Annotated in this window: 23 protein-coding genes and 3 pseudogenes; 17 read left to right on the forward strand and 9 right to left on the reverse strand. The window is 70.8% G+C overall.

Annotation, left to right across the window (positions count from 1 at the left end):
* Positions 1 to 28: 28 nt before the first annotated feature.
* Positions 29 to 2,389 carry an MMPL family transporter gene (locus ACZ7MG_RS05540; protein WP_471394052.1) on the reverse strand — a complete coding sequence of 787 codons (2,361 nt, stop codon included), beginning with the start codon at positions 2,387 to 2,389 and terminating at the stop codon, positions 29 to 31.
* A 156-nt stretch (positions 2,390 to 2,545) separates the two neighbouring features.
* Here ACZ7MG_RS05540 and ACZ7MG_RS05545 point away from each other — a divergent pair, with 156 nt between their 5' ends.
* The 4 genes from ACZ7MG_RS05545 (at position 2,546) to ACZ7MG_RS05560 (ending at position 7,708) form a co-directional block, all read left to right on the forward strand.
* The gene (locus ACZ7MG_RS05545; protein ID WP_471394050.1) at positions 2,546 to 3,208 is read left to right on the forward strand and encodes a TetR/AcrR family transcriptional regulator; all 663 of its coding nucleotides are present in this window, start codon (positions 2,546 to 2,548) and stop codon (positions 3,206 to 3,208) included.
* Positions 3,209 to 3,236: 28 nt separating this feature from the next.
* Positions 3,237 to 3,839: a sugar O-acetyltransferase gene (locus tag ACZ7MG_RS05550; RefSeq protein ID WP_471394048.1), complete on the forward strand. Its 603-nt coding sequence runs from the start codon at positions 3,237 to 3,239 to the stop codon at positions 3,837 to 3,839.
* A 279-nt stretch (positions 3,840 to 4,118) separates the two neighbouring features.
* Positions 4,119 to 5,669, forward strand: a complete 1,551-nt coding sequence (locus tag ACZ7MG_RS05555; RefSeq protein WP_471394046.1) for a serine/threonine-protein kinase — start codon at positions 4,119 to 4,121, stop codon at positions 5,667 to 5,669.
* A 68-nt stretch (positions 5,670 to 5,737) separates the two neighbouring features.
* Positions 5,738 to 7,708: an FHA domain-containing protein gene (locus tag ACZ7MG_RS05560; RefSeq protein WP_471394043.1), complete on the forward strand. Its 1,971-nt coding sequence runs from the start codon at positions 5,738 to 5,740 to the stop codon at positions 7,706 to 7,708.
* Positions 7,709 to 7,883: 175 nt separating this feature from the next.
* Here the strand turns inward: ACZ7MG_RS05560 and ACZ7MG_RS05565 are convergent, their stop codons facing one another.
* Both ACZ7MG_RS05565 and ACZ7MG_RS05570 read right to left on the reverse strand, forming a co-directional pair.
* On the reverse strand, positions 7,884 to 8,726 hold the full coding sequence (locus ACZ7MG_RS05565; protein ID WP_471394040.1) for an NAD(P)H-binding protein: 843 nt from the start codon (positions 8,724 to 8,726) through the stop codon (positions 7,884 to 7,886).
* The gene (locus tag ACZ7MG_RS05570) at positions 8,723 to 9,193 is read right to left on the reverse strand and encodes a nuclear transport factor 2 family protein (RefSeq protein ID WP_471394037.1); all 471 of its coding nucleotides are present in this window, start codon (positions 9,191 to 9,193) and stop codon (positions 8,723 to 8,725) included. The genes ACZ7MG_RS05565 and ACZ7MG_RS05570 overlap by 4 nt, the downstream gene beginning before the upstream one ends.
* A 134-nt stretch (positions 9,194 to 9,327) precedes the next feature.
* Here ACZ7MG_RS05570 and ACZ7MG_RS05575 point away from each other — a divergent pair, with 134 nt between their 5' ends.
* On the forward strand, positions 9,328 to 10,218 hold the full coding sequence (locus tag ACZ7MG_RS05575; RefSeq protein WP_471394034.1) for a LysR family transcriptional regulator: 891 nt from the start codon (positions 9,328 to 9,330) through the stop codon (positions 10,216 to 10,218).
* Positions 10,219 to 10,308: 90 nt separating this feature from the next.
* On the forward strand, positions 10,309 to 10,860 hold the full coding sequence (locus ACZ7MG_RS05580; protein ID WP_471394031.1) for a GNAT family N-acetyltransferase: 552 nt from the start codon (positions 10,309 to 10,311) through the stop codon (positions 10,858 to 10,860).
* Between the two features lie 311 nt (positions 10,861 to 11,171).
* Here ACZ7MG_RS05580 and ACZ7MG_RS05585 read toward each other — a convergent pair whose 3' ends face one another.
* The 3 genes from ACZ7MG_RS05585 to ACZ7MG_RS05595 all read right to left on the reverse strand — a co-directional run bounded on the left by ACZ7MG_RS05585 (position 11,172) and on the right by ACZ7MG_RS05595 (position 13,041).
* Complete coding sequence (locus ACZ7MG_RS05585) at positions 11,172 to 12,152, reverse strand: pirin family protein (RefSeq protein ID WP_471394029.1); 981 nt, start codon at positions 12,150 to 12,152, stop codon at positions 11,172 to 11,174.
* 149 nt (positions 12,153 to 12,301) lie between these two features.
* On the reverse strand, positions 12,302 to 12,616 hold the full coding sequence (locus tag ACZ7MG_RS05590; RefSeq protein WP_471394026.1) for an SRPBCC family protein: 315 nt from the start codon (positions 12,614 to 12,616) through the stop codon (positions 12,302 to 12,304).
* Positions 12,613 to 13,041 carry a metalloregulator ArsR/SmtB family transcription factor gene (locus ACZ7MG_RS05595; RefSeq protein WP_471394023.1) on the reverse strand — a complete coding sequence of 143 codons (429 nt, stop codon included), beginning with the start codon at positions 13,039 to 13,041 and terminating at the stop codon, positions 12,613 to 12,615. The genes ACZ7MG_RS05590 and ACZ7MG_RS05595 overlap by 4 nt, the downstream gene beginning before the upstream one ends.
* A 297-nt stretch (positions 13,042 to 13,338) precedes the next feature.
* On the opposite strand from ACZ7MG_RS05595, the gene ACZ7MG_RS05600 reads away from it, so the two are divergent.
* Positions 13,339 to 13,497, forward strand: coding sequence for a hypothetical protein (locus ACZ7MG_RS05600; protein WP_471394021.1), 159 nt, complete (start codon positions 13,339 to 13,341; stop codon positions 13,495 to 13,497).
* Positions 13,498 to 13,809: 312 nt separating this feature from the next.
* Complete coding sequence (locus ACZ7MG_RS05605; RefSeq protein WP_471394019.1) at positions 13,810 to 15,006, forward strand: NAD(P)/FAD-dependent oxidoreductase; 1,197 nt, start codon at positions 13,810 to 13,812, stop codon at positions 15,004 to 15,006.
* Between the two features lie 173 nt (positions 15,007 to 15,179).
* On the opposite strand, the pseudogene ACZ7MG_RS05610 reads toward ACZ7MG_RS05605, so the two are convergent.
* A pseudogene (locus tag ACZ7MG_RS05610) lies at positions 15,180 to 15,563 on the reverse strand (SDR family oxidoreductase); the annotation flags it as partial.
* Positions 15,564 to 15,704: 141 nt separating this feature from the next.
* Between ACZ7MG_RS05610 and ACZ7MG_RS05615 the strand changes: the two are divergent.
* A pseudogene (locus ACZ7MG_RS05615) lies at positions 15,705 to 16,096 on the forward strand (TetR/AcrR family transcriptional regulator); the annotation flags it as partial.
* On the opposite strand, the pseudogene ACZ7MG_RS05620 reads toward ACZ7MG_RS05615, so the two are convergent.
* Positions 16,097 to 16,213 (reverse strand): annotated as a pseudogene (locus ACZ7MG_RS05620) (IS5/IS1182 family transposase); the annotation flags it as partial.
* 152 nt (positions 16,214 to 16,365) lie between these two features.
* On the opposite strand from ACZ7MG_RS05620, the gene ACZ7MG_RS05625 reads away from it, so the two are divergent.
* Both ACZ7MG_RS05625 and ACZ7MG_RS05630 read left to right on the forward strand, forming a co-directional pair.
* Positions 16,366 to 17,058: a response regulator transcription factor gene (locus tag ACZ7MG_RS05625; protein ID WP_471394016.1), complete on the forward strand. Its 693-nt coding sequence runs from the start codon at positions 16,366 to 16,368 to the stop codon at positions 17,056 to 17,058.
* Positions 17,055 to 18,506 (forward strand): HAMP domain-containing sensor histidine kinase, encoded by a 1,452-nt coding sequence (locus tag ACZ7MG_RS05630; protein WP_471394013.1) that lies wholly within the window; start codon positions 17,055 to 17,057, stop codon positions 18,504 to 18,506. The genes ACZ7MG_RS05625 and ACZ7MG_RS05630 overlap by 4 nt, the downstream gene beginning before the upstream one ends.
* 395 nt (positions 18,507 to 18,901) lie before the next feature.
* Here ACZ7MG_RS05630 and ACZ7MG_RS05635 read toward each other — a convergent pair whose 3' ends face one another.
* Positions 18,902 to 21,061, reverse strand: a complete 2,160-nt coding sequence (locus ACZ7MG_RS05635; RefSeq protein ID WP_471394010.1) for an MMPL family transporter — start codon at positions 21,059 to 21,061, stop codon at positions 18,902 to 18,904.
* A gap of 454 nt (positions 21,062 to 21,515) precedes the next feature.
* Between ACZ7MG_RS05635 and ACZ7MG_RS05640 the strand changes: the two genes are divergently transcribed.
* The 6 genes from ACZ7MG_RS05640 (at position 21,516) to ACZ7MG_RS05665 (ending at position 26,075) form a co-directional block, all read left to right on the forward strand.
* Positions 21,516 to 21,812, forward strand: coding sequence for an IS3 family transposase (locus ACZ7MG_RS05640; protein WP_471394007.1), 297 nt, complete (start codon positions 21,516 to 21,518; stop codon positions 21,810 to 21,812).
* The gene (locus ACZ7MG_RS05645; protein WP_471394304.1) at positions 21,764 to 22,144 is read left to right on the forward strand and encodes a DDE-type integrase/transposase/recombinase; all 381 of its coding nucleotides are present in this window, start codon (positions 21,764 to 21,766) and stop codon (positions 22,142 to 22,144) included. The genes ACZ7MG_RS05640 and ACZ7MG_RS05645 overlap by 49 nt, the downstream gene beginning before the upstream one ends.
* 325 nt (positions 22,145 to 22,469) lie before the next feature.
* Positions 22,470 to 23,696, forward strand: a complete 1,227-nt coding sequence (locus ACZ7MG_RS05650; RefSeq protein ID WP_471394004.1) for a monooxygenase — start codon at positions 22,470 to 22,472, stop codon at positions 23,694 to 23,696.
* Positions 23,697 to 23,868: 172 nt separating this feature from the next.
* On the forward strand, positions 23,869 to 25,083 hold the full coding sequence (locus ACZ7MG_RS05655; protein ID WP_471394002.1) for a Rieske 2Fe-2S domain-containing protein: 1,215 nt from the start codon (positions 23,869 to 23,871) through the stop codon (positions 25,081 to 25,083).
* Between the two features lie 435 nt (positions 25,084 to 25,518).
* Entirely contained in the window at positions 25,519 to 25,734 is a 216-nt protein-coding gene (locus ACZ7MG_RS05660) for a DUF4259 domain-containing protein (RefSeq protein WP_471946109.1), read from the forward strand.
* Between the two features lie 104 nt (positions 25,735 to 25,838).
* On the forward strand, positions 25,839 to 26,075 hold the full coding sequence (locus tag ACZ7MG_RS05665) for a hypothetical protein (RefSeq protein WP_471393997.1): 237 nt from the start codon (positions 25,839 to 25,841) through the stop codon (positions 26,073 to 26,075).
* The last annotated feature ends 88 nt before the right edge of the window (positions 26,076 to 26,163 follow it).

Below are 26,163 nucleotides of genomic sequence, written 5' to 3' on the forward strand. Positions count from 1 at the left end.
AGCCGGGGACCGGTTGTCGGCGTACGGCTCAGTGCACGGTGCCGGTGGTGGCGGGCTGGTCCGATGTGGTGGGGGGCGAGGCGGGGGAGCGGCGCAGGGGGATCTTCCGGGCGAGTAGGTCGCCCTCTACGTCGAGGTCGGGCAGGACGCGGTCCAGCCAGGCGGGGAGCCACCAGGCCTTCTCGCCGGCGAGCGCCATGGCGGCCGGGACGAGGGTCATGCGGATGACGAAGGCGTCGATGAAGATGCCCGCGGCGAGTGCGAAGCCGGCCTGCTTGATCATGGGCTCGGCGTTGAAGACGAACCCGGCGAAGACGGAGACCATGATGCCCGCCGCGGCCACGACGACGGAACTCGCACGGGCGAACCCGGTGACGGTGGCGCTCACGGCGCCGGCCCCGTGGACGTGCGCTTCGCGCATGGAGGTCACCAGGAACATCTGGTAGTCCATGGCGAGTCCGTAGAGCACGCCGGTGATGATGATGGGCAGCAGGCTGACGACGGGCGCGGTGGCGTCCACGCCGATCAACTGCTGCAGCCAGCCCCACTGGAAGACGGCGGTGGTGATCCCGAACGCGGCGGAGACGCTCAACAGGAATCCGAGGGTGGCCATCACGGGGACCATGAGCGAGCGGAAGACGAGCAGCAGCACGATCAGCGACAGCGCGAGGACGGTGCCCACGTAGAGCGGCAGGACGTCCGCCAGCCGGTCGGAGACGTCGATCGCGAGCGCGGTGAACCCGGTGATCCCCACGGTCGCGCCATGGGCCCGGCCGATCCGTTCGCTCTGGTCCCGTACGGCGGTGACGAGTTCTTTGGTCGCGTCGTCGTTCGGGCCGCTGTCGGGGACGAGACTCAGGACGGCGGTGGTGCCGGTCCCGTTCATCCCGGCCAGGGCGACCGAGTCCGTGCCCTCGATGCCCCGTAGCTCCGAGGTCATGGCGGCGAGGGACTCGGGGGCGAGGGGCGCGGTGGTGGTGGAGCTGACGGCGATCAGGAGGGGGCCGTTGTGGCCGGGGCCGTAGGCGTCGCTGACCAGGTCGTAGTTACGGCGCTGTCCCGTGTCGGTGTTGTAGCCGGCGCCGGAAGGCAGCCCCAGCTTCATGTCGGCGGCGGGCAGGGCCAGGGTCAGCGGTATCAGTACGGCAGCCGCGAGGGCGGCGTACCTGTGGCGGACCAGGCCCGCTCCCCAGCGGTCGGCCCGGGTACGACCGGACCCGGTGTGCTCGCGCCGAGCCGTGGCCCGGTCGCGGGTCCGGGCCGGGCACACGCGCTCCCCGACCAGGCCGAGCAGCGCCGGCAGCAGGGTCAGGGCGAGCAGCACGGCGACGACGACGGTCGCCGCCGCGACCAGGGCCATGGTGGAGAGCAGGGTGATCCGGATGACCAGGAGCCCGGCGAGGGCGATGACGACGGTGCTGCCGGCGAAGAGGACCGCGCTCCCGGCGGTGCCGACGGCCCGGGCGGTCGCCTCGTGGGCGTCCAGGCCGTCGTCGAGGATCAGTCGGCGTTCACGGTTGACGATGAAGAGCGCGTAGTCGATGCCGACGGCCAGTCCCAGCATCAGGGCCAGGACCGCGGCGAGTGAGTGGATCTCGAACAGGGTGGACAGGGTGAAGGCGCCGCCGACCCCCACCGTGACGCCGACGAGGGCGATGACCAGGGGCAGCCCCGCGGCCACGACCGACCCGAGGGTGACCAGCAGGACCATGGCCGCGACGGCGACCCCGACGATCTCGCCGACCCCGATGATCTCGGGAATCTCCATCATCGCCGCGGACGGCAGGACGTCGAGACCACCTCGCGCGGCCTGGCGTGCGGCGGCGTCGACGGTGCTGTCGATCGTCCCCGAGGGCAGCTCGTAGGTCTGCTCGTCGAACTGGAACTGCAGCAGCGCGGACGAGCCGTCGGCGGAGACGACCACGCCCGGTACGGGGAGACCGTCCGCCGACAACGGGACGGGCGCCCCCTCGGAGGGTGGCCCGGCGGCCTCGGCCACCGCCCCCTGGGCCCGCAGCAGCGGGCTGTCCTCGCCCTTGGCGGCTTCCCGGGCCAGGAGCTCCCGGGGGTCGATGACGTGGTCGTGGCGATAGACGGCGTCCACCGCCGCCAGGAGCGCGGCCCGGCCCCGCTCGTCGTCGATCCGGGTGCCCTCCGCGGACTTGAAGAGCAGCATGCCCTGGCCTCCGGAGGCCTCCGGCAGGGACGTGGCCAGATCGTCGATGACCTGCTGGGCGGGGGTGCCGTCGATGCGTACCTCGTTGCTGAGCCGCACGGGACTGACCGCGAGGAGCGCCACGACGGACGCCACCACGGCCAGCCAGCCTCCGATGACGTACCAGGGTTTGCCGTAGGCGAACCGGCCCAGCCGGTACAGCAGAACGGACACAGAACTCTCCCTTGCCACTCACGACCTGACAGGCCAGGTCTCGCGATGAAGTGAGAGAGTACTATCAAAGTGATAGTCAACTATCAATGCGATAGGGTTCTCTCGGAAGGTGAGGGTTCGGGGCGGGCCCCGACGCGGAGCAGGGAAGAGTCACGGATGGCACCCACGAACGACCGAGCCCCCCGGCGCCGGGTCGACGCCCGCTCCAGCGTGGAACGCATCACCGCCGCGGGACGGACCGTGCTGGGCAAGGGCGACGGCTCGCTGGAACAGATCGCGGCGGAGGCCGGCGTGGGCATCGCCACGCTCTACCGGCACTTCCCCAACCGGGAGGCCGTCGTCCGGGCCGTCCTCGAGGACATCCTCGACACCGACCTGCTCCCGCTCATCGAGCGCGCCGAGGACGCCCCCGACGCCGACACACGTCAGGCGCTCCAGGACATCGCCACGCGCCTGCTCGACCTGATCACCGAGGAGCGCGGACTGGTCGCCTTCGCCGGCAACTTCGCCGACGTCGCCGTGGACGTCCTCCAGCGCTTCAGCAACTCACTCCACCCCCTCCTCGTCCGCGCGCAGCGGGCCGGCCGGATCCGCGCCGACCTCACCGCCGAGGACATCCCCCACTTCCTCGTCATGGCCGTCGCCGGCCTCGCCCTCCCCGGCACCGCCCCCTCGTTGCGCGCCCGCTTCGTCACCCTGCTCTTCGACTCGCTCAACCCCGCCAACGCCACCCCCCTGCCCGAGCTGCGTACCGGAGAGGACGACCTGCGCACCGCCGTCGGCCACGTCTCCCGCACCGCCCCCGCAAGCGACTCATGACGCCTGTGCGACGAAGGGAATGCCCGTTGTGACGCATGGTCACGAGGGCGACGTCCTGGCCCGGATCGCCGAGGGACTCGTCTACACGGAATCGGAAGCGGCCTTCCAGGCCCCCCGCCGCCGCACGGAGCAGATCTTCGAGTACAACCACACACCACCGGGCGACACGGACAGGCGCCGGTCGCTGCTCGTCGAGATCTTCGGCTCCCTCGGCGAACGCACCGTGCTGCTCCCGCCGTTCCACGCCGGCTTCGGCAGCAACGTCCACCTCGGTGACGACTTCTTCGGGAACGTGAACCTCACGTTCGTCGACGACGTGGACATCCGCATAGGCGACGGCGTCATGATCGCGCCCAGCGTCACCCTGACCACGACAGGACACCCGGTGCACCCCGCCCGACGCACCGACTTCGCGCGGTTCTCCGAGCCGATCGTGATCGAGGACAAGGTGTGGATCGGCAGCAACGCGGTGGTCCTGCCCGGCGTTCGGATCGGCTACGGATCGGTCATCGGCGCCGGCAGCGTCGTCAGCCGCGACATCCCCCCGATGACCGTCGCGCTAGGAACACCGTGCCGAGTGGTCCGCTCCATCACCGACGAGGACCTCACCACACGTACCGCCGGACCCTAGACACCACGCGTACCGCCGGACCCTTGACACCACATGTACCGCCGGGCCCTGGCGGGGCGTGGTGCCGGACATCGCGGGCGCGTGCTGGTCTCGCGTGCGATGCCCGGCCATAATCAACGAGGCGGCAGAGCAACGTAGTTCGAGGTCACTGCCGTCGACCGACGCCCGTACGCCGACGTCGAGCATCGCCCGTCCGGTCGTCGCCCCGAGCATGCCCTGAACCACGAAGCACTGATCACCCAACGGTTGGCGGTTCGCAGAGACAGGGAGTCGACCCCCATGCCCCACCAAGACGCGGCCTCCCCGGACGGCGGTGGGGAACGGCTGGTCGCCGGCCGGTACCGGCTCCTTTCCGTGCTCGGCGAGGGCGGTATGGGCACGGTGTGGCGCGCCTACGACGAGGTGCTGCGCCGGGAGGCGGCGGTCAAGGAGGTCCGGGCCGCCGCGCACCTGCCCGCGGAGCGCGGCGCGCAGTTGTACGCCCGGCTGGAGCGGGAGGCCTGGGCGGCGGCGCGGGTCAATGCCCGCGGGGTGGTGTCCGTCCACGACGTCGTCACCTTCGAAGGCCGGCCGTGGATCGTCATGGAGTTGGTCCGTGGCCGCTCGCTGGCCGACGTGATCAGCTCCGGGGGCGCCCTCCCGCCGAAGGAGGCCGCGCGGATCGGCGTCGAGGTACTCGCGGCACTGCGCGCGGCACACGGCGCCGGAGTACTGCACCGCGACGTGAAACCCGCCAACGTCCTCCTCGCCGACGAGGGCCGGGTCGTCCTGACCGACTTCGGGATCGCCACCGTGGAGGGCGACTCTCCGCTGACGATGACCGGCGAGGTCGTCGGCTCACCCGAATACGTCGCCCCCGAACGGGCGTTGGGCCGCACTCCGGGCACCGCGTCCGACCTGTGGTCGCTGGGCGCGCTGCTCTACATGGCCGTCCAGGGCCGCTCGCCGTTCCGCCGGACCACGGCCCTGGACACGCTGCGCGCCGTCGTCGACGACGAGCCGCCTCCGCCGCACCGGGCCGGGCCGCTCGCCCCGGTCATCGAAGAGCTGCTGCGCAAGGACCCCGAGCGGCGGATGACGGCGGAGCGGGCCGCGCGTGAACTGAGCCTGGCCGCGGGGGAGTCGGCGATCCCGCCGGGGGCGGACACCGCCGCCGGCGGCACGGCCGCCAGGACCGGGGCTGGGACCATGGACGCGATCACGGACATGGTGACCGTCGGCGTCCCCGCGGGGGAGGAGCTGCCCACCACCGCGTCCGCCCCCGGCTCGACCGCGCCGACGCCTCCGCCCGTACCCGCGCCGTTGGGGGTGTTCGGCCCTCCTCCCGGCGGCGCGGTATTCGGCCCCCACCCTCGCCCCGCCCCCACCCCCGGGCGGCGCGACCGCCGCCGTACCGCGTACCTGATGGGAGCCGCGGCGGCCATGCTGATCCTGCTCGGCGGCGGTCTGACCTACGCGCTCGTGGGCCGCGACGGAGACGAGCAACCCGTGTCGGTGACGGTCACCGGTGGCACGACCACCTACGACGGGAGCTGTCCGCCGGCGAACGGCCAGTCACCGTGGTTCACGGCGACGTTCACGACGTCCCAACGCCCCGTCCAGTTCTCCTACCGGTGGGTCTCGGAGAACGGATCGGTGGTGGACCGGGAGTGGCGGACCCTGGCGTTCCGGGAGGGCGACGAGACCACCAAGAAGGAGACGGTGCGGCTGACGACGTACGCCCGGGAGGGGACGCTGCGCAGCGGGATGGCGGTGGAGATCCGGTCGCCGTTCGACGCCAAGTCCAACTCGGTCGCGTTTTCGGTGACATGCCGTTCGAACGGCGAGTGACACAGAGACAGACCGCACATGATCGAACGATCGAACCAACCCGGCCCGACCCGACCTAAGGAGTTCCCGTGCTGTCGGTCATAGTGGGACGCAGCGGTCCCTTCGACGGTCAGAGTGTGGTCCTCGGCGACGCTCCACTGACGTTCGGACGCAAGAGCGACAACGACGTCATCATCGTCAGCGTCAGCGCCTCCCGGTTCCACGCCGAGATCGTCACGGAGAACGGCGCGTACGTACTCCGTGACCGCGACAGCAGGAACGGCACGTACGTCAACGAACTCCGCGTCACCCGGCACGAGTTGACGCCCGGAGACATCATCCGTATCGGCGACGAGACCTTCCTGTTCGAGACGCAGGAGGCCGTGGAGACGGTCATGGACCTCTCCCAGCTCGCCCTGCCCCGCGCCGACGCGGTCGCGAACCCGGGCGTGCTGCGGGTCACGGTCACCGGCGGCGGCCCGGTCGGACTCGCCTTCGCGCTGCTGCTGGAGGACGCCCTCCCGGGGCGGGTCTCGGTCACCGTCCACGACGGCCGGTGGGCCCGCAGCGGCACCACCGTGGTCTGGAAGGACGAGACCCAGGGCAACGTCCGCCGCCAGCAGGTCGTCACCGTCCAGAGCCGGCAGTACCTGGCCCTGACGGAAGAGATCCAGGCGACGCTGTTCGGGGACGGCCAGTTCTCCGAGATGTGGCCGCTGGGGCCCGACTCCGTGGACGGACGCCCGCCCCGCAACATCCGGATCGCCTACATCGAGGACCGGCTGCTGGAGCTGGCCAACAGCAAGCCCGCGATCCGGCTGGTGCCGAAGAGGTTCGACCCGGCGGAGCAGGGGCACCTCATCGCCCGCGACCATGTGCTGGTGATCTGCGAGGGCGGCCGGTCCCGCACCCGCGAGCACTTCGCCGACCGCTTCGGCGCGGCCGACGCCACCATCTACTCCCTCGACGGGGAACACCTCCAGGACGTGATCCTCGGCCTGCGGGTCAAGTCCCGGCTCTCGGACCCGATGAGCGTGCTCCTCACGGTGGCGCAGAACCGGTTCCTGCTCAACTCGCTGCGCGGCGAGGGCTTCCTGAACATGCGGCTGACCCGCGAAGAGGCCCGTAGCGTCATCGGTATCGACCCGGTGCGGCAGGTCTTCGAGGAGTGCATCGCCGCCCGGCCGTGCGTGATGAGCCGGCACGAGGACAACGAGTTCGTCTGCCCGACGCACGGCACGCTGTTCCTGCCGGCGCTGCTGCGGAGTTCGCCGCTGTGGAAGCGGATCCAGGAAGGGCTGCGGCTGTTCGGCGTCGACGAGGACGACCTCAGCGCGATCACGTCGTTCCGGCTCGACATGGTGCAGCGCCCCCGGTTCACCGCCCAGCTCACCCGCCCCACCGCCGACCGCCCCGGAACGTACGGCTTCCTGCTGGGCGACGCGGCCAACGCCATCCACTTCTGGCCCGGACGCGGGCTCAACAGCGGCCTCGCCTCGGCCGTCTCCCTGGCCCGCTCCCTCAGCCGCGTCTGGCGCGGCCGCCCGCTGCGGGACGCGGACTTCATCCGGCACGAGGCCGCGATGTCGATGCTGCAGTACCGCCACAAGAGCCGCGCGTGGAACGCGATGGTCACGACGGACGAGCGGGGCGTGACCCGGGCGATCAAGGACATCATCGACCGCAGCATGGAGGCCCCGGGCGGGCCGGCGGGCGGAGCCCCGAGGCCGGCTGCCGGGGGGCCCGCGTCCCCGGGGGTGAAGGAGTCCGACCTGGAGACCCTGCTGGACCGTATGCGATCCATCCGCGAGCGCCTCGCGGCTCGCCTGCCGGGTCTGCCCGACGACGAGCAACTGCGCTCCCATCTCGCCGCGTTGGCCCCCGCGACCCTGCGGACGCTTCAGGAGAGCGGCGCGTGGGACACCCTGATCGTCGGCGGCGAGGAGGCGGACATCGACATCTTCTACCAACAGGACGCCCCGGTCTTCGTCCCCGCCACCCCCCGCGCGACCGACCGACTCCCCGACCCCCGCATCTCACCGATCCTGGGCCCGACCTGAGCCGACGCCCTGCCGAGACCGGTAGCGGCCCCACCGTCAGCCGCCGCGAGCTGGAGGCCCGAAGCGGCCTCACGCGACGAAGACGGCGAGCACGAGGTGGACCGCGCTCAGAGGCACCGGCTTGGACTGGCCGAGGCGACCATGGGTGACCCTCGCCCCGACCATGAGAGCAGCGTCAGCCCCCGAAAGCGGACGCGTTGTCGCGCGCCCAGTCGGCGAAGGTGCGTGCCGGGCGGCCGAGCAGCTCCTGCACGGTACCGGTGGTGGGGCCGGGCCGGTGGGCGTAGTCGGCCAGGGAGCCGAGCAGGCGGTCGGGGACCTCCTCGGGCAGTCCCTGCGCGAGCATGCCCTGGCGTACGCGCTCCGGCGGGAGTTCCTGGAAGGCCAGCGCCCGGCCGAGGGCGGCGCCGATGAGCCGCACCTTCTCGACCTGGTCCAGCGACTCCGGCCCGGTCAGCGTGTGGACCGCGCCCGGGGGAACGTCGCCGAGGAGCGCGCGTACGGCGACCGCCGCGATGTCGGCCTCGTGGACGGGCGAGGTCGCAGCCCGGCCGTACGCGCCGCGCACCACGTCACCGGCCCTGATCTGCGGCGCCCAGGCCAGCGCGTTGGCCGCGAAGTCGGCCAGACGCAGCACCGTCCAGTCCAGGCCGGAGCCGCGGACGAGGTCCTCGGCGTGCCGGAACTGCGCGGCGAACCGGGCTTCCCCCGCCGGATGCTCCACGGTGGTGGCCGACAGCAGCACCACCCGCCGCACACCCTGCCGGACGGCGAGCCGCAGCAGTTCACCGAGTCCCGGCCCCGTGGCGCGCGGACTGATCTGCAGGGCCTTCACCCCCTCCAGCGCCGCCTCGATCCACTGGGGTTCGAACAGGTCGCCGCCGACAGCTCGGACGCCGTCCGGGAGCGGCGCCGAGCCGGCTCCGCGCGTGACGGCGGCGACGGCCGTGCCCTGCCGCAGCAGCAGACTCATCACCTGACGTCCGACGACGCCATTGGCTCCGGTGATCAGGATCATGACAGTTCTCCTTCGCTGGTTGCCGAGTGCCGGGGCGGTGAGCCCGCGAGCGGGGTGGAGTCGAGGTACCTGACCTCGTAGACGCGTTCGCTGAACTTCCAGCCGTCGGACGTGCGCCGATAACGGTCGTGGTAGAGGGCGTAGTTGAGGTGCGAGCCGCCGTCGCGCAGCCGCCCGAACTCATGGACGTACCCGCGCCCGACAGCGGTGTCGCCGTCCAGCCGGACGACGCCGGAATGGACGTTCTGCACGAAGAACTCCCACAGCCCCTGTCCCCACTCGACCCCCGCGCGGATCTCCTCGCGTCCGGCGAACTCCCTGCCGATGTGCGGCCACCGCATGACACCGTCGGAGGTGAACAGCGAGGCCACGCGGTCGAAGTCACGCATCATCACCGCGTCGGTGACCTCGGCACGCAACTCCGCGATCTCGAAGCGGTCGAGGACGGCGGCCTGCACGGCGCTCATAGGCTTCCCCTGCTTTGTCGATGTCGATCGATGTCGTTGCTGTTACTGCTGCTGTTGATGTCTCCAGCATCGATGCAGGTCAGCGGCGGAACAATGTAGAGTCCGTGGGGCTATCCATAACGTGGGGGTTATGTATGGAGCTGCGGGACATCGAGATCTTCCTGACCCTGGCCGAGGAACTGCACTTCGGCCGCACCGCCGAACGCCTTCACGTGTCCCAGGCCCGCGTCAGCCAGGCCATCCGCAGACAGGAACGCCGCCTGGGCGTGGCCCTGTTCGACCGCACCAGCCGACGCGTGGCCCTGACCCCCGTCGGCCGGCGTCTCCGCGAAGACCTCCAACAGGCCCTGGACCTCCTCCACGCGGGACTCGCCCGCGCCCAGGCGGCCGGTCCGGGCGCGGGCCGGACCCTCCGGCTGGGCGTCTTCGGCCACGCCGGACACGAACTCCGCCCCCTCGTCGACGCGTTCCGCACCCGCTACCCCGGCAGCGACATCCAGTTCGGAGAGATCAACGCCCACGACGCGTTCACCGCCCTGCGCTCCGGAGAGCACGACGCGCACGTGCTGTGGCTGCCCGTAGCCGAACCGGACCTCACCGTCGGCCCCACGGTCCTCACCGGAGGTCGCGTGCTGGCCGTGGCCGCGGACCATCCGCTCGTCCGCCGCGGCAGCGCGTCCCTGGAGGACCTCGCCGACAATCACGTCGTCGACCTCGGCCCCGAAGCCCCCGAGTACTGGGTCGCCTCCATGGTCCCCACCCGCACCCCGCTCGGCCGCCGTATCCCTCGCGGTCCCGCGGCACGGACGTTCCACGAGGTCCTCTCCCTGGTCGCCGCCGGCCGCTGCGTCCACCCCCTGGGCGAAGTCGCCGCCCGCTACAACAAGCCCCCCGGCATCGTCTTCCTGCCCCTCCAGGACGCCCCCGCCCTCGAATGGGCACTCACCTGGCGCACCACCACCGACAGCCCTACGATCCGCGCCCTGGCCCAGACCGCCGCGGCCCTCGGCCCCATCCCCCTGTGACACCGAAGACGGCCAGCGACCTGATCCTCCACATCCCGGTCGACCCACCGACCTTGATCGCTTCCGAATCCACTGACTAGCTTGGACGCCGTGACCGACCTCAGACCCCTCGTCTGGCCGCCCGCCCCGATCAGGACCGAGCGGCTCGTACTCCGCTCGTCCGAGGCCCGGGACCGCGCGACGGTCATCGAGCTCAACGCCTCGCCAGAGGTGGGCACTTACCTCAGCGGCCCCCGGCCGCGCTCCGAACTCGACCGCACCGTGCCCGAGATCCCCGGGCGACGCCCCGGCTTCTTCGCGGTCGAACGCGACGGAGCGACGATCGGCACGACCCAACTCGACCCGCACGCCCCCGAGCGTCCGGGCAACCGCCGCGCGGAGGCCGGGAAGACCGAACTCGGCTACCTCTTCCTACCCCACACATGGGGCCGCGGCTACGCCACCGAGGCCTGTACGGCGGCCCTCGCCTGGTTCGCGGGCGAACTCCCCGGTGAACCGGTGGTCCTCTACACCCAGACCGCCAACACCCGTTCGATGCGCCTCGCGGCAAAGCTCGGGTTCACCGAACTGGAACGCTTCGAGGCGTACGACGCCGAACAGTGGCTCGGCGCGTGGCCCTCACCGCCGCCGCCCGCACACTGACCCCACCGCAATCGGGATCCTCGGGCCGGTGCGCGCGGGGCGGTCGGACGGTGAACTCCGCTCCGCCGCCGGGGGCACTTCCGGCGGTGCGTCTGCTGCGGGATTTCTCGGCGCGCCAGAGTCGTCGGGTCGAGCGGGGTGCGGCGCGCCGAGTCTACGCAGTTCCGTATCTGCTGGTGGGTACGGCCGCCGCTGCCGAACTTGGTCAGGCACGCCACGCGCCGCTCCGCGACTTCGCGCACCTGCTCCACCTCGGCGCTGGCGAGCCGGTAGTCACACTGCCCCCCCGAGGGCCGATACCGGCGAGCGGCTCAGCCCCGCAGTCCTCCGCCCTCGGACATCCCGTGCACGGCCGGGATCGTGCCCAACCGCCCTCCTTTGAAGTCCTCGAACGCCTGCTGGAGCTCGTCGCGGGTGTTCATGACGAACGGGCCGTAGTGCGCCATCGGCTCACGGATCGGCCGGCCACCGAGCAGCACGACCTCCAGGTCCGGCGCCCGGGAGTCCTGTCTCTCGCCCGCTCGGACGGTCAGCGAGGAGCCGGCGCCGAACACCGCGGCCTGGCCCAGCCGGATCGGACGTCGCTCGGTGCCGACGGAGCCCTTGCCCGCCAGCACATACGCGATGCCGTTGAAGTCCTCGCGCCACGGCAGGGTGATCTCCGCACCCGGCGCCAGCGTCGCGTGCACCATCGTGATCGGCGTGTGCGTGATGCCGGGACCGGCATGGCCGTCCACCTCACCGGCGATGACGCGCAGCAGCGCGCCGCCGTCCGGAGAGGTCAGCAACTGGACCCGGGCGCCGCGGATGTCCTGGTAGCGAGGGGGCATCATCTTGCTCTTGGCCGGGAGGTTCACCCACAGCTGCAGGCCGTGGAAGAGACCGCCGGACATGACGAGGGACTCCGGCGGCGCCTCGATGTGCAACAGGCCCCTGCCCGCGGTCATCCACTGGGTGTCGCCGTTGGTGATGGTGCCGCCACCACCCTGGGAGTCCTGATGGTCGAAGATCCCGTCGATGATGTACGTGACCGTCTCGAAGCCCCGGTGGGGATGCCACGGTGTCCCTTTCGCCTCCCCGGGCTGATACTCCACCTCACCCATCTGATCCATCAGGATGAACGGGTCGAGGTGCCGGTGGTCGATCCCCGCGAAGGCGCGGCGCACCGGGAACCCCTCACCCTCGAACCCGCCCGGAGCCGTGGTGACAGCGAGCACGGGACGGGAGACGCCCTCGGCGGGCGCGGCGACCCGGGGCAGGGCCAGCGGATTCTCGACAGACACAGCAGGCATGGTCGGGACCTCCTCACGACGTCAGCACGAGTGCCGAGGTGGCGAACAGCGGGTCAGTGGGCTCGCGCCCGCTTTCACCCTTATGACAGCCAACCTGCCCACGGTGTGACACCCACCGAGGTACGCCGAGGCCGGTACCCGCACTCACGTCAGGGACTCGAAGTACGCCTTCTGCGCGGGGTAGTGGTCCTGGAAGTCGGGCTGTGGCGCGCCCGTGCGTGCGGCGGTTCGCACGCTTCGATCCGCAGAGGGCACCAGGGCGCCGAGTCCTCGAACAGCATCTGCACCTCGATGGTGCAGCCGGGTGCCGCCCGGCCGCGCCAGGGGCCGAACCAGCGGGCGGTGCGCTCGGGTTCGGTGATGCTGGCCCAGACGTCGTCGGCGCGGGCGCGGTAAGTGCGGGTGAGGATCAGGTCGTGCCCCGTCGGGGTGGGGACGAGTCGTCCGGTGGGCTCGGGGGTCATGCGGTGTCCTCCATGGCGTCCTTGGTGTCCTTGGCGCGCGTGGCGTCCGTGGCGTTGTGCGCGGTGTGCTGGGTGCGGGCGGATTCGGTCCGGCCGCGGTCCCGTCGGGTGCGGTGGACCTCGGTGTCCAGCGCCGCCAGCCGCTGGTTCCGGTCGGCGTGCCGGGTGTCGAGCAGGGTGAGCCAGTCGGTGAGGCCGTCCAGCCGGGAACGGACGAGCCGGTAGTGCCGGTGGCGGCCGGTCTGCTGGTCCCGGACCAGACCGCACTCGCGCAGCACGCGCAGGTGGCGGCTGACCGCGGGCCGGCTGATGGAGAACCGCGTGGCGATGCCCCCTGCCGTCAGCGGTGCGCCGCGCAGCATCATCAGGATCTCCCGGCGCACCGGGTCGGCGATGGCGTAGGCCACCTCGCTCAGTTCGTCCACACCAAGTGATCCGGCCCGGGCCGTGGCCCCAACCGCCACGGCGACGGGTGCCTGACCGTGCCGCTCGGGGCTCCATCGCGGTCCGCCCTGCCAGATCCCGGCGAGGCACCCTCGCACGTGCGGCGGGCGGGCGCTTCGGGAGGCCGGACCGGCGGAGATCGACGGCGGAGCAGCGCTCATCTGCAGGTGGTGGCGCGGGCCATGTCGAGGTCATCCTTTGCTTCTGCGTGAGTCTTGCTCCCGGGGCTGGGCTGTGTCTGACTGGCACCGGTGCCGAAGGCGGGCGGGGGAGTGGGCATGGGCAGTTGGGCGGTGATGGTGCGGTACTTCTGCGGCGAGGCGTACAGGACCGAGTTCGTCTGCCGTGGGCGGGAGGCGACGGGCGAGGCGTTGGAGGCGCTCCGTGCTGCGGTGCACACGTATGTCCCGGGCAGGAGCACCACCTACGCGCCGTAAAGCTGGCGGAGGACTCGGCGGATCCAGCCGTGGCCGAGGGGGCGCGGACGGGGCACGGCGCGGCGGTGGCCGCGGACGGGTCGCAGGACCGGAACCCCGGCAATGGAACGGCGTACCGCATTCCGGTCCGGTCAGCCGCTGCGCGGAAATCGTGCTCTGGCGTCCGGCAGAGCCAACGCGAAGCCCTCGACGGCCGGACCGGAAACTCGACGGCCACGTCCCCCGCCGTATCCGTCGGCCCTCGCCCCTCGCCCCTCGCCCCTCGCCTAGTCAACCTGGGCAGCGTGCCGCTGCCGGAGAGGACAGGACAGCATGAAGGTCATCGTCGTCGGCGCTGGTGTACTGGGTGTGAGTGTCGCGCGGCATCTCGCCGTCGCCGGCGAGGACGTACTCCTGCTGGACCGGCGGGGAGCCGGTACGGGGACTACGGCGACCACGTTCGCCTGGACCAACTCCAGCCGCAAGCCGGACCCCGACTACCACCGGCTGAACCTCGCGGGAATGCGGGAACATGCCAGGCTCGCCGCCGAGTTGCGTGGCGCACCCGCGTATTTCCCCAGCGGAGCGCTCCAGTGGGCGGACGCGGCGAGCGAGGAGCGCCTCGCGGGCAACGTGGCCCGGCTGCAGGGCCTCGGGTATCCCGCGCACTGGATCACGCCCGACACGGCGGCCCGTATCACGGGCGGCCTCGCCGTCCCGGCCTCCGTCACCTCCATCGCCCACTTCCCCGGCGAGGGTTACGTCCTGCCGGACCGGTTCGTGAACAACCTGCTGGCGGATGCGGTACGGCACGGCGCCACATACCTGACCGGCGAGGTCCAGGCCCTCGACGACCGGCCGGACGGAGTGGCCGTCACCCTGGCCGGAGACGGGTCCTGCACGGTCGGCCGAGTCCTCACGGCCGACCGGGTGGTCCTGGCGGCGGGCCGCTGGACACAACGGCTGGCCGCGCGGGCCGGGATCGACATCCCCATGGTGAGCGGCACCGGGCGCGGAGCGCAGAGCGTCGGCATGCTCGGGTACGTGAGGTCACCGGCGCTCGGCCTGCGCTGCGTGGTCCACAGCCCCGGCCTCAACCTCCGCCCCGCGGCCGACGGGCAGACCGTCGTGCAGGCCCTCGACCTGAACGCCGGCATCGACCCGGCAGACCCCCCGTCCTCCGACAGCACCGTCGCGGACACCCTGGCCGACCGCCTGCGCGCACTGCTGCCCGCCCCCAGCCCGACATCGCTGGCCGGTCTGCGCATCGACCTGCGCGTCGGCCTGCGGTCCCTGCCCGCGGACGGCCGCACCGTCGCCGGCTACGCCAGCCCGCGCTCCCGCATCTACTGCCTCGTCTCGCACAGCGGGATCACTCTGGCGCCGGTCCTGGGCCGTCTGGTGGCAGCGGAGATCTCCACCGGCCGGGACGAGGACCTGCTCGCCGCCTTCCGGCCCACCCGCTTCACCGGCGTACAACGCTCGGACATCGAGGCGGACCAGCACGCCACCGGCCTGGGCGACCAGTAGCCGCGCCGTCCTCCACCCGAAGGTCCCCGGGGCCGGGGAGTCGGCCGACCAGCCGCTCCCGCATCGGCCTGGACGGGCACCCGCCCTGGCCGTTGCGCAGGGCCGAGCAGTGGGCCCCCGTCCAGGACGAATTCCGAGCCCGTGGCGAAGGATGCGTCCTGGGAGGTGATGAAGAGCAACAGGCGGGTGATGTCAGAGGGTTCGGCGAGGCGGGGCATGGCGAAGGGTTCGGGGGAGTGGAAGTCGGCGATGGCAGGCTGGCCTGCGACGGTGGGTTCGTTGATCAGCGGTGTTGAGACGACGCCGGGGTGGATGGAGTTGACCCGGATGTTGTCCCGTCCCAGCTCCAACGCGGCCGTTTTGGTCAGCCCGCGCACGGCCCACTTGCTGGCGGTCCTCGCAGGCGACATCCAAGTGAACGGACAGAGCCCGCTGACCGAGCTGAGCAGCGAGATCGCGGCCGGCGATGACGACGTTCGCCCCCTCGGCGTGGTAGCCCCGCACATGACTGCTGCCCATACCCCCGTTGCCGCCGCTTGACCGGTAGCCGCCTGCATGAAGGAGAGGTAGACCGCGTAGCGGTACGGTGACCAATTCCTGTCCCGTCAGACCCAGTTGGCGATCGAGCCGTCGGGGTCGTGGCCGGTTTCTTGGCCGATAGCGTTGGCCAGGGACCGCAGGCGTCGGGCCAGAACCCGGTGGAGGACGAGCGGCTCGACTCCGGTTACGACGGCACCTCGCTGGCCGCGTCGCGGAGGCGGCCGGAGTGTCGAGGGCGACTCTGTTCAAGCAGTTCACCACCAAGGCGGCCCTGTTCGAGGCGATCGTCACCGAGTACTGGAAGGTCGACGACGGGGAGGTACCCCTCCCCGAGCCAGGGAACCTGGCAGCGGAGAACCCCGCTGGTACAGCCCGGCGCGACGATGCGGAGATGGCGGCGACCCAATTCCTCGGGATGATCTCCAACTACGTGTTCTGGCCACGGATCCTGCTCGCACACTGGGAGCCCGACGACACCGCCCTCACCAACACGGTCGACCAAGCGGTGCTGACCATGCTCGCCCGAAACGGCGCACCGGGGACCCACGGTGCCGGAGCTCCTCTGCCGACAGTCACGAAGAATCTTGCAGTTCTTCCTCCGGCCGAAGACATGCTCTACCCGGGACCGGACCTTGCCGGGGGCCGCGTTGTCGTCCTCCTCGCCCGGTCATCCGGTCCGCCCCTGCTCATGAGTCCACGGTAGGTTCCAGTTCTCAGATATCCGTAGGAGCCCGGTCCCCAGCGGCGCTCTAAGCCTGGCCTCAGGTTGATCGGGGACAATGAGCGGCAAAAACATCGACGGGAAGGGGGCGGGCCTGCGTGCGGATCATGATCGCGGATGATGACGCGGCCATCCGTGGGTCGCTGGAGCGGGTGCTCCAGGTCGAGGGTTACGAAACCAGCACCGTCGCCAACGGTTTCGCCGTGCTCGACGGGGTCGGTGGGGCCGGCGGTGACACGCTGGATCTGCTGCTCCTCGACGTGATGATGCCCCGCCTCGGCGGGTTGGAGACCTGCCGGCGGTTGCGGGCCGCGGGTCGGGATCTGCCGGTGCTGATGCTGACCGCCCGTGACCAGGTCTCCGACCGGGTCGCGGGGCTGGACGCGGGCGCCGACGACTACCTGCCCAAGCCGTTCGCCACCGAGGAGTTACTGGCCCGGGTGCGGGCCCTGCTGCGCCGGCGCACGCCGACCGACGAGGAGTCGCAGATCCTGTCGTTCGCCGACGTCCGGCTCGATCCCGACAGGTTCGAGGCCTGGCGTGGCGGGCGGCCGCTGCGCCTGACCCGGACCGAGTTCTCCCTCCTGCAGGTCCTCATGTGCAACGCGACCCGGGTCGTGACCCGCGACGCGCTGTTCGAGGCGATCTGGGGCTTCGGCATGAGCTCCACCGCCAACAACCTCCAGGTATACGTGAGTTACCTGCGCCGCAAGATGGAGGCCGAGGGTGAGCCGCGATTGATCTACACGCTGCGAGGCCTGGGATACACGTTGCGGGAGACCCCTCCGTGAGCGGGCCCGCCGGCCGGGGACCGCGCCGGCTGACCCGATGGTGGCGCCGGCGGTCGCTGCGGACCAGGCTGACGGTGATCGCGGCGACGGCGATCGCGGTCAGTGTGTTCGTGGCCTTCCAGGTGGCCAGCGAGCTACTGGACTGGGAGCTGCGGGACACCGCCGAGAATCAGCTGCGCGCCGACTCCCGCGTCCTGGCGACGAACGCGGAGCGCGCCGGTCCGGCGCAGGTCCAGCTGCCGCCGTATCCCGGATCCGGTCGGCTGGTGCGGGTCATCCTGCCCGACGGCTCGACCCGGACGCCGGCCGGCCAACCCGCGCTGCCCCCCGTCAGCGAGCACGCCGAGCGCGTGGCGCGGGGCGCGTCGACCGACTTGATGGAGTCCAACGACAGCGACGAGGACGGCTACCTCGTCTACACGCTGCGGGCGGGCGACGGCGCGGTCCAGGTGGCCCAGGTCGCCGACGACAGCCCGATCAACCAGTTCGGGTTCGGCATGCTGCTGATCGGGCTGCTCTGCGTGGTCGGTGGCGCCCTCGTCGGGCGGACCGTGGCGCGGACCGGGCTGGCGCCGATCGACCGGCTGACCGCCGCCGCGGTACGTGTCGCGCACACCCGGGATCTCGACGCCGGCATCCCGGACGAGGGCGGTGGGGAGATCCGGCGGCTGATCCAGTCGATCAACGACATGCTTGCCGCGCTCCAGGACTCCCGGCGGGCCCAGCGGCTGCTCGCCGAGGACGCCGCGCACGAGCTCAAGACCCCGCTCACCAGCCTGCGCCTCAACGTCGAGCTGCTGATCCGGCTCGATCGGCGCGGCACCCTGGACAGCGCACTGCCGGCGGAGAGCCGGACCCGGCTGCTCAACGATCTCGGCGCCCAGGTGGCCGAGTTGAGCACCCTCGCCGCCGAGCTGACCGACCTGGCGCGCGGTGACGTCAGCGACGAGAGCACCGAGGTGCTCGACCTCGCCGACGTGGTGATGGCCGCCGCGGCCCGGGCGCGTTCCCGCGTGCCCGACATCGACGTCGCGCTCGACGTGACCTCCGTGTGGGTGAGTGGGCGTCCCGCCGCGCTCGAGCGGGCGGTGCTCAACCTCATCGACAACGCCGGCAAGTGGTCCCCCGAGGACCAGCCGATCCAGGTCCGGCTCCAGGCCGAGGGTGCGTCGGCGGTGCTTGAGGTCGACGACGCCGGGCCGGGCATCGACGCCGCCGACGTACCGCGGGTGTTCGACCGGTTCTACCGTGCCGACAGCGCCCGGGGGTTGCCGGGATCGGGTCTGGGGCTGTCGATCGTGCAGCGGGTCGTCGACGCCCACGGCGGCCGGGCCACCGTCGCCCGCTCCACACGCGGTGGCGCCCTGCTTCGGGTCGACCTTCCAGCCGCGGCCCCGCCCGCCCCGATCACGCGGCTCACCCCCGGCGATGACACCGCGGCGTACTGACCCGCCCCGGCGGCGCGGCGCAGGACTAGGCACGGCGGCCCTCGGGCATAGCCGCGCGCGACTCACCGTCGGGGCAGGGCACCGCCGCGTGCTGGCCCGTCCCGGCGGTGTGGCGCAGGACGAGGGACGGTGGCGCTCGGGTATGGCCGCGCGCGGCTCACCACCGGGGATGACACCGCGGCGTACTGACCCGCCCCGGCGGCGCGGCGCAGGACTAGGCACGGCGCGGCGCTCGGGCATGGCCCCGCGGGGCTCACCGTCGGGGCAGGGCACCGCGATGCGCCCGACCCCCGCCCCGGCGCGTGGCGCGGAACCAGAGGGCGGCGACCGTCGGGCCCATGAAAAATCCGGGACGGGCCTGGGCCCCGTCCCGGATCTCGTCCGTGCCGCCGCGCTCACCGTTGCAGCGCGGCCTCCTCCTCCACCTCGTCGGCGGCGAGCGGCTGTTGACTGTCCGGCAGTTCCGCCGTCGGCCGGGACAGCCGGCTCGGCCACCAGATCCGCCGGCCGATCAGCAAGGTGAGGGCGGGCACCAGGACCGACCGCACCAGCAGGGCGTCGAGCAGTACGCCGAAGGCGACCAGGAATCCGACCTCGATCAGCATGACCAGCGGAAGGGTGGCGAGGACCGCGAACGTGGCCGCCAGGACCAGGCCCGCCGAGGTGATGACGCCACCGGTGGCCGAGAGAGCTTTGAGCATGCCGTCTCTGGTGCCGAGACGCACGGTCTCCTCCCGGGCCCGGCTGGCCAGGAAGATGTTGTAGTCGACGCCGAGCGCCACCAGGAAAAGGAAGGCCAGCAGCGGCACCGAATAGTCGACACCCTTGAACCCGAGGATCGTGTCGAAGACGAACACGCTGCCGCCGAAGGCCGCGGCGAACGAGACGATCACGGTGGCCATCAGGACCAGCGGGGCCAGGATCGCGCGCAGCAGCAGCCCGAGGACGATCAGGACGACGACGAGCACCAGCGGGATCACCAGCTTCTCGTCGCGGCTGGTGGTCACCTCGGTATCGAGGTTCTCCGCACTCGGCCCGCCGACGATCGCCTCCGCCCCACTCACCGCGTGCACGGCGGTACGCACCCGCTTGATCGTGTCGTACTCCGCGACGGTGTCCGGCGCGTCCTTCGGGAACACGGAGATGTTGGCCCAGCCACCGCTGGTCTGCTCCGGGACGGCCAGGGCCACACCGCGCGTGTCCTTGACGATGTCGAGCACCCGCTCCTGGTGCGCCGGTCGCGTGAAGACCGTCATCGGCTGGCCGCCGAGCTCCGGGAAGTGCTGGCGCAGAACGGTGAAGCCGGTGACCGACTCCGGCGCGGACAGGAACTGGTCCTGCTCCCGCAGGGCGCCGGTGTTGCCCGCCAGCCCGAGGGCGAGCACACCGAGGACTCCGAGCGAACCGAGCGTCGCCACCCACCGGCGGCGGCTGATGGCGGTGCCGAGCCGTCCCCACAGCCCCGGCTTCTCCTCCACGGCCGTGCTGAACCGCGGGATGGCCGGCCAGAAGATCCGCCTGCCGAGCACCACGAGCACCGCCGGGAACAGCGTCAGCATGGCCACCAGCGCGCACAGGATGCCGGCCGCACCGATCGGGCCCAACCCGCTGGTGCTGTTCAGGTCCGCGACGAGCAGGCAGAGCAGGCCGGCGACCACGGTGGCCGCGGACGCGACGATGGCCGGCGCCGCGCCGCGTAGCGCGTGGACCATCGCGACCCGGACGTTCTCATGGTGGTGCAGTGCCTCCCGGTATCGGGCGATGAGCAATAGCGCGTAGTCCGTGCCGACGCCGAACACCAGGATCGTCAGCAGCGCCGAATTCTGGTCGTTGACCACGATGCCGAACCCTTTGACGAGCAGGTAGACGGTCCCCATCGAGGTGAGTGCGGCCGCGCCCACGGCCACCAGCGGGATGATCCACAACACCGGGCTGCGGTAGGTGAGGATGAGCAGGAGCGTGACGACGACGATGGTGGTGAGGAGAACCTGCACGTCGATGCCGTCGAAGACGGCATCCATGTCGCCGTCGATCGCGCCCGGTCCGGTCACTTCGAGTTCCAGGCCGGACGGGCGGTCCTTCGCGGCGTCACGCAACGGGCCGACGATGTCCTCCGGTGCGCCGTAGGCCGTGCTCACCTCAAGGGTGAACATCATCGCCTTGCGGTCGGTGGAGGGGCTCGTCGGTGAGCCCTCGTCGTCCTCGCCGGCCGCCGCCGTCGCCTTCGGCGGGTACCGCTCGGCAAGGGTGTCGTAGTGGCGCTCGACCGTCGCGCGGTCGGCGTCGGTCATGCCGTCGGCACGGTGGTAGACGAAGACGAACGTGTTGTCGTCACCGCCGGGGAGACTGTCGTCCAGCACCGCCACCTTGGTGGACTCGGCACCGGCCGGCAGGGTGTCCACGGCGCTGTCGGTGGTGACCGAGCTCAACTTTCCGCTCAGCGGCACCATGCCCACCGCCAGCACCAGCCATAAGCCGATCACCAACCATGGCACCCACCGCCCTGCCAACCGACCGGCCGGCGCTTCCCCGGACGGCGCTGAGTTGCCTGCCATCACTAGCCTCCTACATACGGGTTGCATCGCTCTGCTCTGGATGCCTACTTCCTACTGAGCGAACCTGAGACGACTGTTAATGCGGTGCTCAGGCCGGTTGGCCGAACCATGTGCCGGCGCACGCACCGGCGTGGTGGCATCGAGGTCCCGCCCGGTGGGCAAGGCCCGGGCGACACAGCCGTCGGGCCGGATGAGTAACGCGTGCGGCCTCGGGCCGTCCGGTCGCACACGTCGCCCCGGATCTGGGCATCCACAAGAAAGCCCTGCAGCAATGAGTCCGCCAGGCCGAGTCCGACCAGGGCGACCGGCCTGACCCGCTCAGCACGGCCGAGAAGAGTGAACTCGCCCAGTTCCGGAAGGAAAACGCGGAGTTGACAAGGGCGAACGAGATCCTGGAAACCGCCTCGGTGTTTCTCGCGAAGGAACTCGACCAGCCCCGCACGAAGCCGACGCGGTGATCAACCATCTCCGCGTCGAGCAACTGCCAGCCAAGATCCGTGCACCTCACGCCACGTCCGGCGAGACCTATGGCGCCCGCAGGATCCACCGCCGGCTGCGGCGCGCAGGAGTCACCGCGGCCCGCTGCACCATCGAACGCCTCATGCGCGAGGACGGCCTGGAGGGCGTCATCCGCGGCCGGCGACGTCGGACCACGGCGCCCGAGCCGACTGCCCCGAGCCGACCGCCCCGCGCCCGCCAGACCTGGTCAACCGGCTCTTCACCGCGACCCGGCCGAACCAGCTCTGGATAGGCGACCTGACCTATGTCCGGACCTGGTCCGGCCGGGTCTATGTCGCGGTCGTCCTGGACGTGTACGCACGCACGATCGTGGGATGGCAGCTCGCGACCCACATGCGCACCGACCTCCCGCTGGACGCCCTGGAGATGGAGCCGTGGCGCCAGGGCATCAAGAAGGGATCGGGCCTGATTCACCACAGTGATCGCGGCAGCCAACACGTTTCGATCCGCCACAGAGAACGGCTGCTGGACGTCGGCGCGGCCGCGTCGGTGGGCTCCGTCGCGGACTTGTACGACAACGCGATGGCCGAGGCACACTCAACGGCACCTTCAAGGCCGAACTGATCGAACCCCAAGGCCCCTGGCGGGACACTGACCAGGCGGCCCACTACCGTTCTTCGGTCACTCCGAAAGCCGCCTGGAACACACAAGATCGGCCGCTACGAAACTCGGTGCCACTGGGTCGAGCGCATTCAGGGATTCGCGCACCGATACACAACATGGATCCACGGGGCGACGAGAGCCATATGCGACAGCGTCGGCCGTCGACCATCCGTCCGGCCTCTGCACCGCGACGGTTCAAGGACGGGCTCTAACAGTCGTCTCAGGTTCGCTCGGTAGGAAGCAGGCATCCAGACAAGCGATGCAATCCGTATGTAGGAGGCTAGTGATGGCAGTCAACGCAGCACCGTCAGGGAAAGCGCCGCCCGGGCGGTTGAGGTTAGGGGCGGCCACCATGGTGCTGGCGGCGGCGTTCGCTGTCGTCGCCTGCGGGTCGGACGCCGACAACAGTGCGGCGCCCGCCGCGACCGGATCGCACGGCGCGCACGCGAGCGGGTCGTCGGCTCCACCGCAGCCGCTGCGCGCCGGCGAGCGGTTCGTCGACCTGAAGATGGCCGAGGCATACACGCCCGCGCCGCCGGAGGGCGGCACGGACGAGTACCGGTGCCAGATGATCGATCCGGGCCTGACCGAGGCGGCGTTCCTGACCGGGACCCAGTTCACGCCGGAGAACGTCGCCGTCGCACACCACGCCATCGTGTACGCGGTGCCGCCGGGCGGCGCTGCCGCGGTGCGCGAGAAGGACGCGAAGACCCCCGGCCTCGGCTGGCAGTGTTTCGGCGGGACCGGCGTGGACGGCGCCGAGGTGGAAGAGGGGGAAGCGGCGTGGGTGGACACCTGGGCGCCGGGCGCCAAGGAGACGCTGCTCGACCAGGACGCCGGCTACAAGCTGGAGCCGGGCGGCCTGCTCGTCCTCCAGATCCACTACAACCTGCTCGCGACCGACGGCAAGTCGGCCGGGTCGGACCGCTCGGCGGTGCGGTTGCGGCTGACGGACGGCACGCCGCAGACCCGGGAACTCGAGACGTGGTCGCTCGACGCGCCGACCGACCTGCCCTGCGCCGCCGACGAGTCGGGTCCGCTCTGTGACCGGGCGGCCTCGATCGCGGACGTGACGAAGCGGTTCGGGCCGGATGTCGGCGAGATGGCGGACCGTCAGGTGGAGGAGTGCAACCAGGGCGGCGCGCCGAAGCCCGGTGCCACCCAGACCTGCGACCACGAGGTGGAGGCGCCGATGACGCTGTTCGCCGGTTTCGGCCACATGCACATGCTCGGGCGGGCCATAAAGGTCGAACTCAACCCGGGCACGCCGAAGGCCAAGGTCGTGCTGGACGTGCCGCAGTTCGACTTCGACAACCAGCGGCTGATGAAGCTGCCGTCGCCGGTGGAGATCGGCCCGGGAGACACCCTGCGGGTGACGTGCACGCACGACGCGGGGCTGCGCAAACGCCTGCCGCAGCTGAGCAAGCTGCCGCCGCGCTACGTGGTGTGGGGCGACGGCACCAGCGACGAGATGTGCATTGGCATCATGGCGGTCTCCCCCCGCAAGTCCTGACGAGGCGTCGAACGTGTGTGAGCTCACTGAGGTCGACAAGCCGAAAAACAGCTCTGAGCTCACACACGTCCGCACTGAACTCACACCCGTGCGGCGTCGTGGCGGTCGGACGGGCGGTGACCTGGGCGGCTGACCCGGCAGCGGAGCGGTCGATCACCTGCTCGGACGCTCCATGAAGGTCGAGGTCAACCCCGGCTCCACCGATGCCCACACCATTCTCGACGTGCCGTCGTTCAACTTCGGCGCCCAGAAATACGAGCAGTTGGGCACTCCCTTCGCCGGGCTGCGCAAACTCCTGCCGCAGCTGAAAACAACTCCCGCTGCGATACGTCGTGTGTGTGTGTGTGGGGGGGGGGTGACGGCACCAACGACGAAATGTGCACCGGGATTCTCGTCGCCACACCTGCGACATGAAAGGCGACTTCTCTTGTCCCCCACGCCCTCCCCCGGCGAAACAACGCCACGGGCCGATGCGCCACTACGGACACCGATCTGGGCACTCCTGCCGCTACGCGTCTTCCTCGGCGGCACATTCCTCTATGCAGGCATCTCCAAAATCCTCGACCCCCACTACCTGGACCACACCTCACCCCTCGGCGTCCACGCTCAGATGCTGCACGCCGCGACGACCTCCCCGATCGGCCCGCTGGTGTCATTCGCGGCCGAACACCCGACCGGCACCGGCCTGGTTATCGCCTTCGGCGAGGTCGCTGTCGGGCTGGGTACTCTGCTCGGGCTGTTCACCCGTATCGCCGCACTCGGCGGGTTTCTCCTCGCACTGAGCTTCTTCCTCACCGTGAGCTGGACGACCCGCCCGTACTACTTCGGCGCCGACATCGTCTTCGCAGCCGCCTGGACCCCGCTGCTGGTCGCCGGCGACGCGGGCCTGTTCTCCACGACAGCTCGCCTGCGCGCCGCGATACACCGTCGTCGCCAGCCGAACTCCACCCCAGATAACGTCAAGCGACGCATTGTGCTCTGGGGCGGCCTGATCACCGCGACGACCGCTGCCCTCGGCGGCGGCGTCATCGCCCTAACCCGTCGCACCACCACCAACCCGAAACCAAGCCGGCCAACAGCCCCAGGAACGAACTCCCCGACAGTGATCGCTGCGGTCTCTGCCGTCGCCGTCGGTTCGTCGACACGCTTCACCGCACCGAACGGTTCCGCCGCATACCTGTTACGCCCCTCGACCGACACCTTCATGGCATTCCTCGCCACCTGCACACACCAGGGCTGCCCCATCACGCGCACAGGCTCCGGCTTCCGCTGCCCATGCCACGGCTCCACTTTCGACGGCAACGGCCAAGTCACCGGCGGGCCGGCAACAAAACCCCTGAGCAACGTGCCAGTGCAAGTCGTCGACGGGCAGGTCACCACCGCGTAACCGAACCCAAGCCCGGTGCCAAGCGTCCCAAAGGGATGGCGCCGGAAATACCGTCGAAGTTGAGCGATGGCCGCGGCGGCGAGACCGACAAGTCCGGAGTCAGGCGGCGCCTCACACGCGTTCAAGCCCTACCTGGCACAACGCCGGGCGGAGAACGACGGGAAGGTGACCGTCCTCGACCTCTGTCGCGAGATCACGGCCCGCGGCTTCCGCGGCCACCACTCCACCGTCCGCGACTGGGCCCGACGCGACCTGCCCCGGCCGGAAGGCTTCGCACCACCCGCTCCGCCGCCACCGCTGCCCAGAGCTGGCCTCCGCAGCCGAGCTGACGAATTCGTTCGCGGAGGTGCTCACCAAACGGCAGCTGTTCGGACGCGCAGGGTTCGCGCTCCTACGGAAACGCGTCCTGCTCTCCTGACCTGGTGTCGGCGGTCGATGAATGACGAGGCCGCCGACTTCGCCTACACCTTGGACGAGACAGCCCCGGACAAACGAGAGGGGCTTGTGAGGGCAACCCTCAACCGTGCCGTCCAAGTCCCGGACTACCTCGAAAGCCATCGCGGCCAAGAAGCCGTCGGAGCCGCCGCCCTCATCGCAGTGCAGTGCCCAGGCGGTGAACAAATTCCGGCCTCCACCTGCGCGCCTCGATGATCTGGATCAAAGACCTCACCCGGACCACCTAATGATCACGAGTCGATACGCGTCCTAGTTCAGGACGGTGGCGGCATCTACGCCCCTCTGGCAGCGGCCCCGGCGTGGCGACCAGAGCGGTGGCATCAACATTTCCCGATGCGCTCACCGGCCGCGCTATCGAGGTGCTCGATCTCCAGGCACACCGGCCTGAGGAGATCCTTGAGTCGCGGGACTTCTGCTCCTTCACCTGCCGGGCCCGGCTGACGGTGACCATCCGCACTGTCCCGGCCGGTGCGCCCGGCGGCGGCTCTACAACACCCAGCCTCGCCCGCCCCGACCACGTCTGCGCCCCGCTCTGATCCGCCATGGTCAGGCTGTCAGCTGAGAGCCAACTGTCCGGTCGCAGAGTTCACCGGGCATGCCCGCCATACAGCCTGCGGTGCCGGA

This window comes from Streptomyces sp. NPDC107538 (genome assembly GCF_055657445.1).

What these genes read in the sequence shown, in the direction of transcription:
- ACZ7MG_RS05545 (WP_471394050.1), top strand. Translation starts at nt 2,546, where the DNA reads ATGGCACCCACGAACGACCGAGCCCCCCGGCGCCGGGTCGACGCCCGC.
- ACZ7MG_RS05555 (WP_471394046.1), top strand. Translation starts at nt 4,119, where the DNA reads ATGCCCCACCAAGACGCGGCCTCCCCGGACGGCGGTGGGGAACGGCTG.
- ACZ7MG_RS05565 (WP_471394040.1), bottom strand. Translation starts at nt 8,726, where the DNA reads ATGATCCTGATCACCGGAGCCAATGGCGTCGTCGGACGTCAGGTGATG.
- ACZ7MG_RS05570 (WP_471394037.1), bottom strand. Translation starts at nt 9,193, where the DNA reads ATGAGCGCCGTGCAGGCCGCCGTCCTCGACCGCTTCGAGATCGCGGAG.
- ACZ7MG_RS05575 (WP_471394034.1), top strand. Translation starts at nt 9,328, where the DNA reads ATGGAGCTGCGGGACATCGAGATCTTCCTGACCCTGGCCGAGGAACTG.
- ACZ7MG_RS05585 (WP_471394029.1), bottom strand. Translation starts at nt 12,152, where the DNA reads ATGCCTGCTGTGTCTGTCGAGAATCCGCTGGCCCTGCCCCGGGTCGCC.
- ACZ7MG_RS05590 (WP_471394026.1), bottom strand. Translation starts at nt 12,616, where the DNA reads ATGACCCCCGAGCCCACCGGACGACTCGTCCCCACCCCGACGGGGCAC.
- ACZ7MG_RS05600 (WP_471394021.1), top strand. Translation starts at nt 13,339, where the DNA reads ATGGGCAGTTGGGCGGTGATGGTGCGGTACTTCTGCGGCGAGGCGTAC.
- ACZ7MG_RS05605 (WP_471394019.1), top strand. Translation starts at nt 13,810, where the DNA reads ATGAAGGTCATCGTCGTCGGCGCTGGTGTACTGGGTGTGAGTGTCGCG.
- ACZ7MG_RS05635 (WP_471394010.1), bottom strand. Translation starts at nt 21,061, where the DNA reads ATGGCAGGCAACTCAGCGCCGTCCGGGGAAGCGCCGGCCGGTCGGTTG.
- ACZ7MG_RS05650 (WP_471394004.1), top strand. Translation starts at nt 22,470, where the DNA reads ATGGCAGTCAACGCAGCACCGTCAGGGAAAGCGCCGCCCGGGCGGTTG.
- ACZ7MG_RS05655 (WP_471394002.1), top strand. Translation starts at nt 23,869, where the DNA reads ATGAAGGTCGAGGTCAACCCCGGCTCCACCGATGCCCACACCATTCTC.
- ACZ7MG_RS05660 (WP_471946109.1), top strand. Translation starts at nt 25,519, where the DNA reads ATGAATGACGAGGCCGCCGACTTCGCCTACACCTTGGACGAGACAGCC.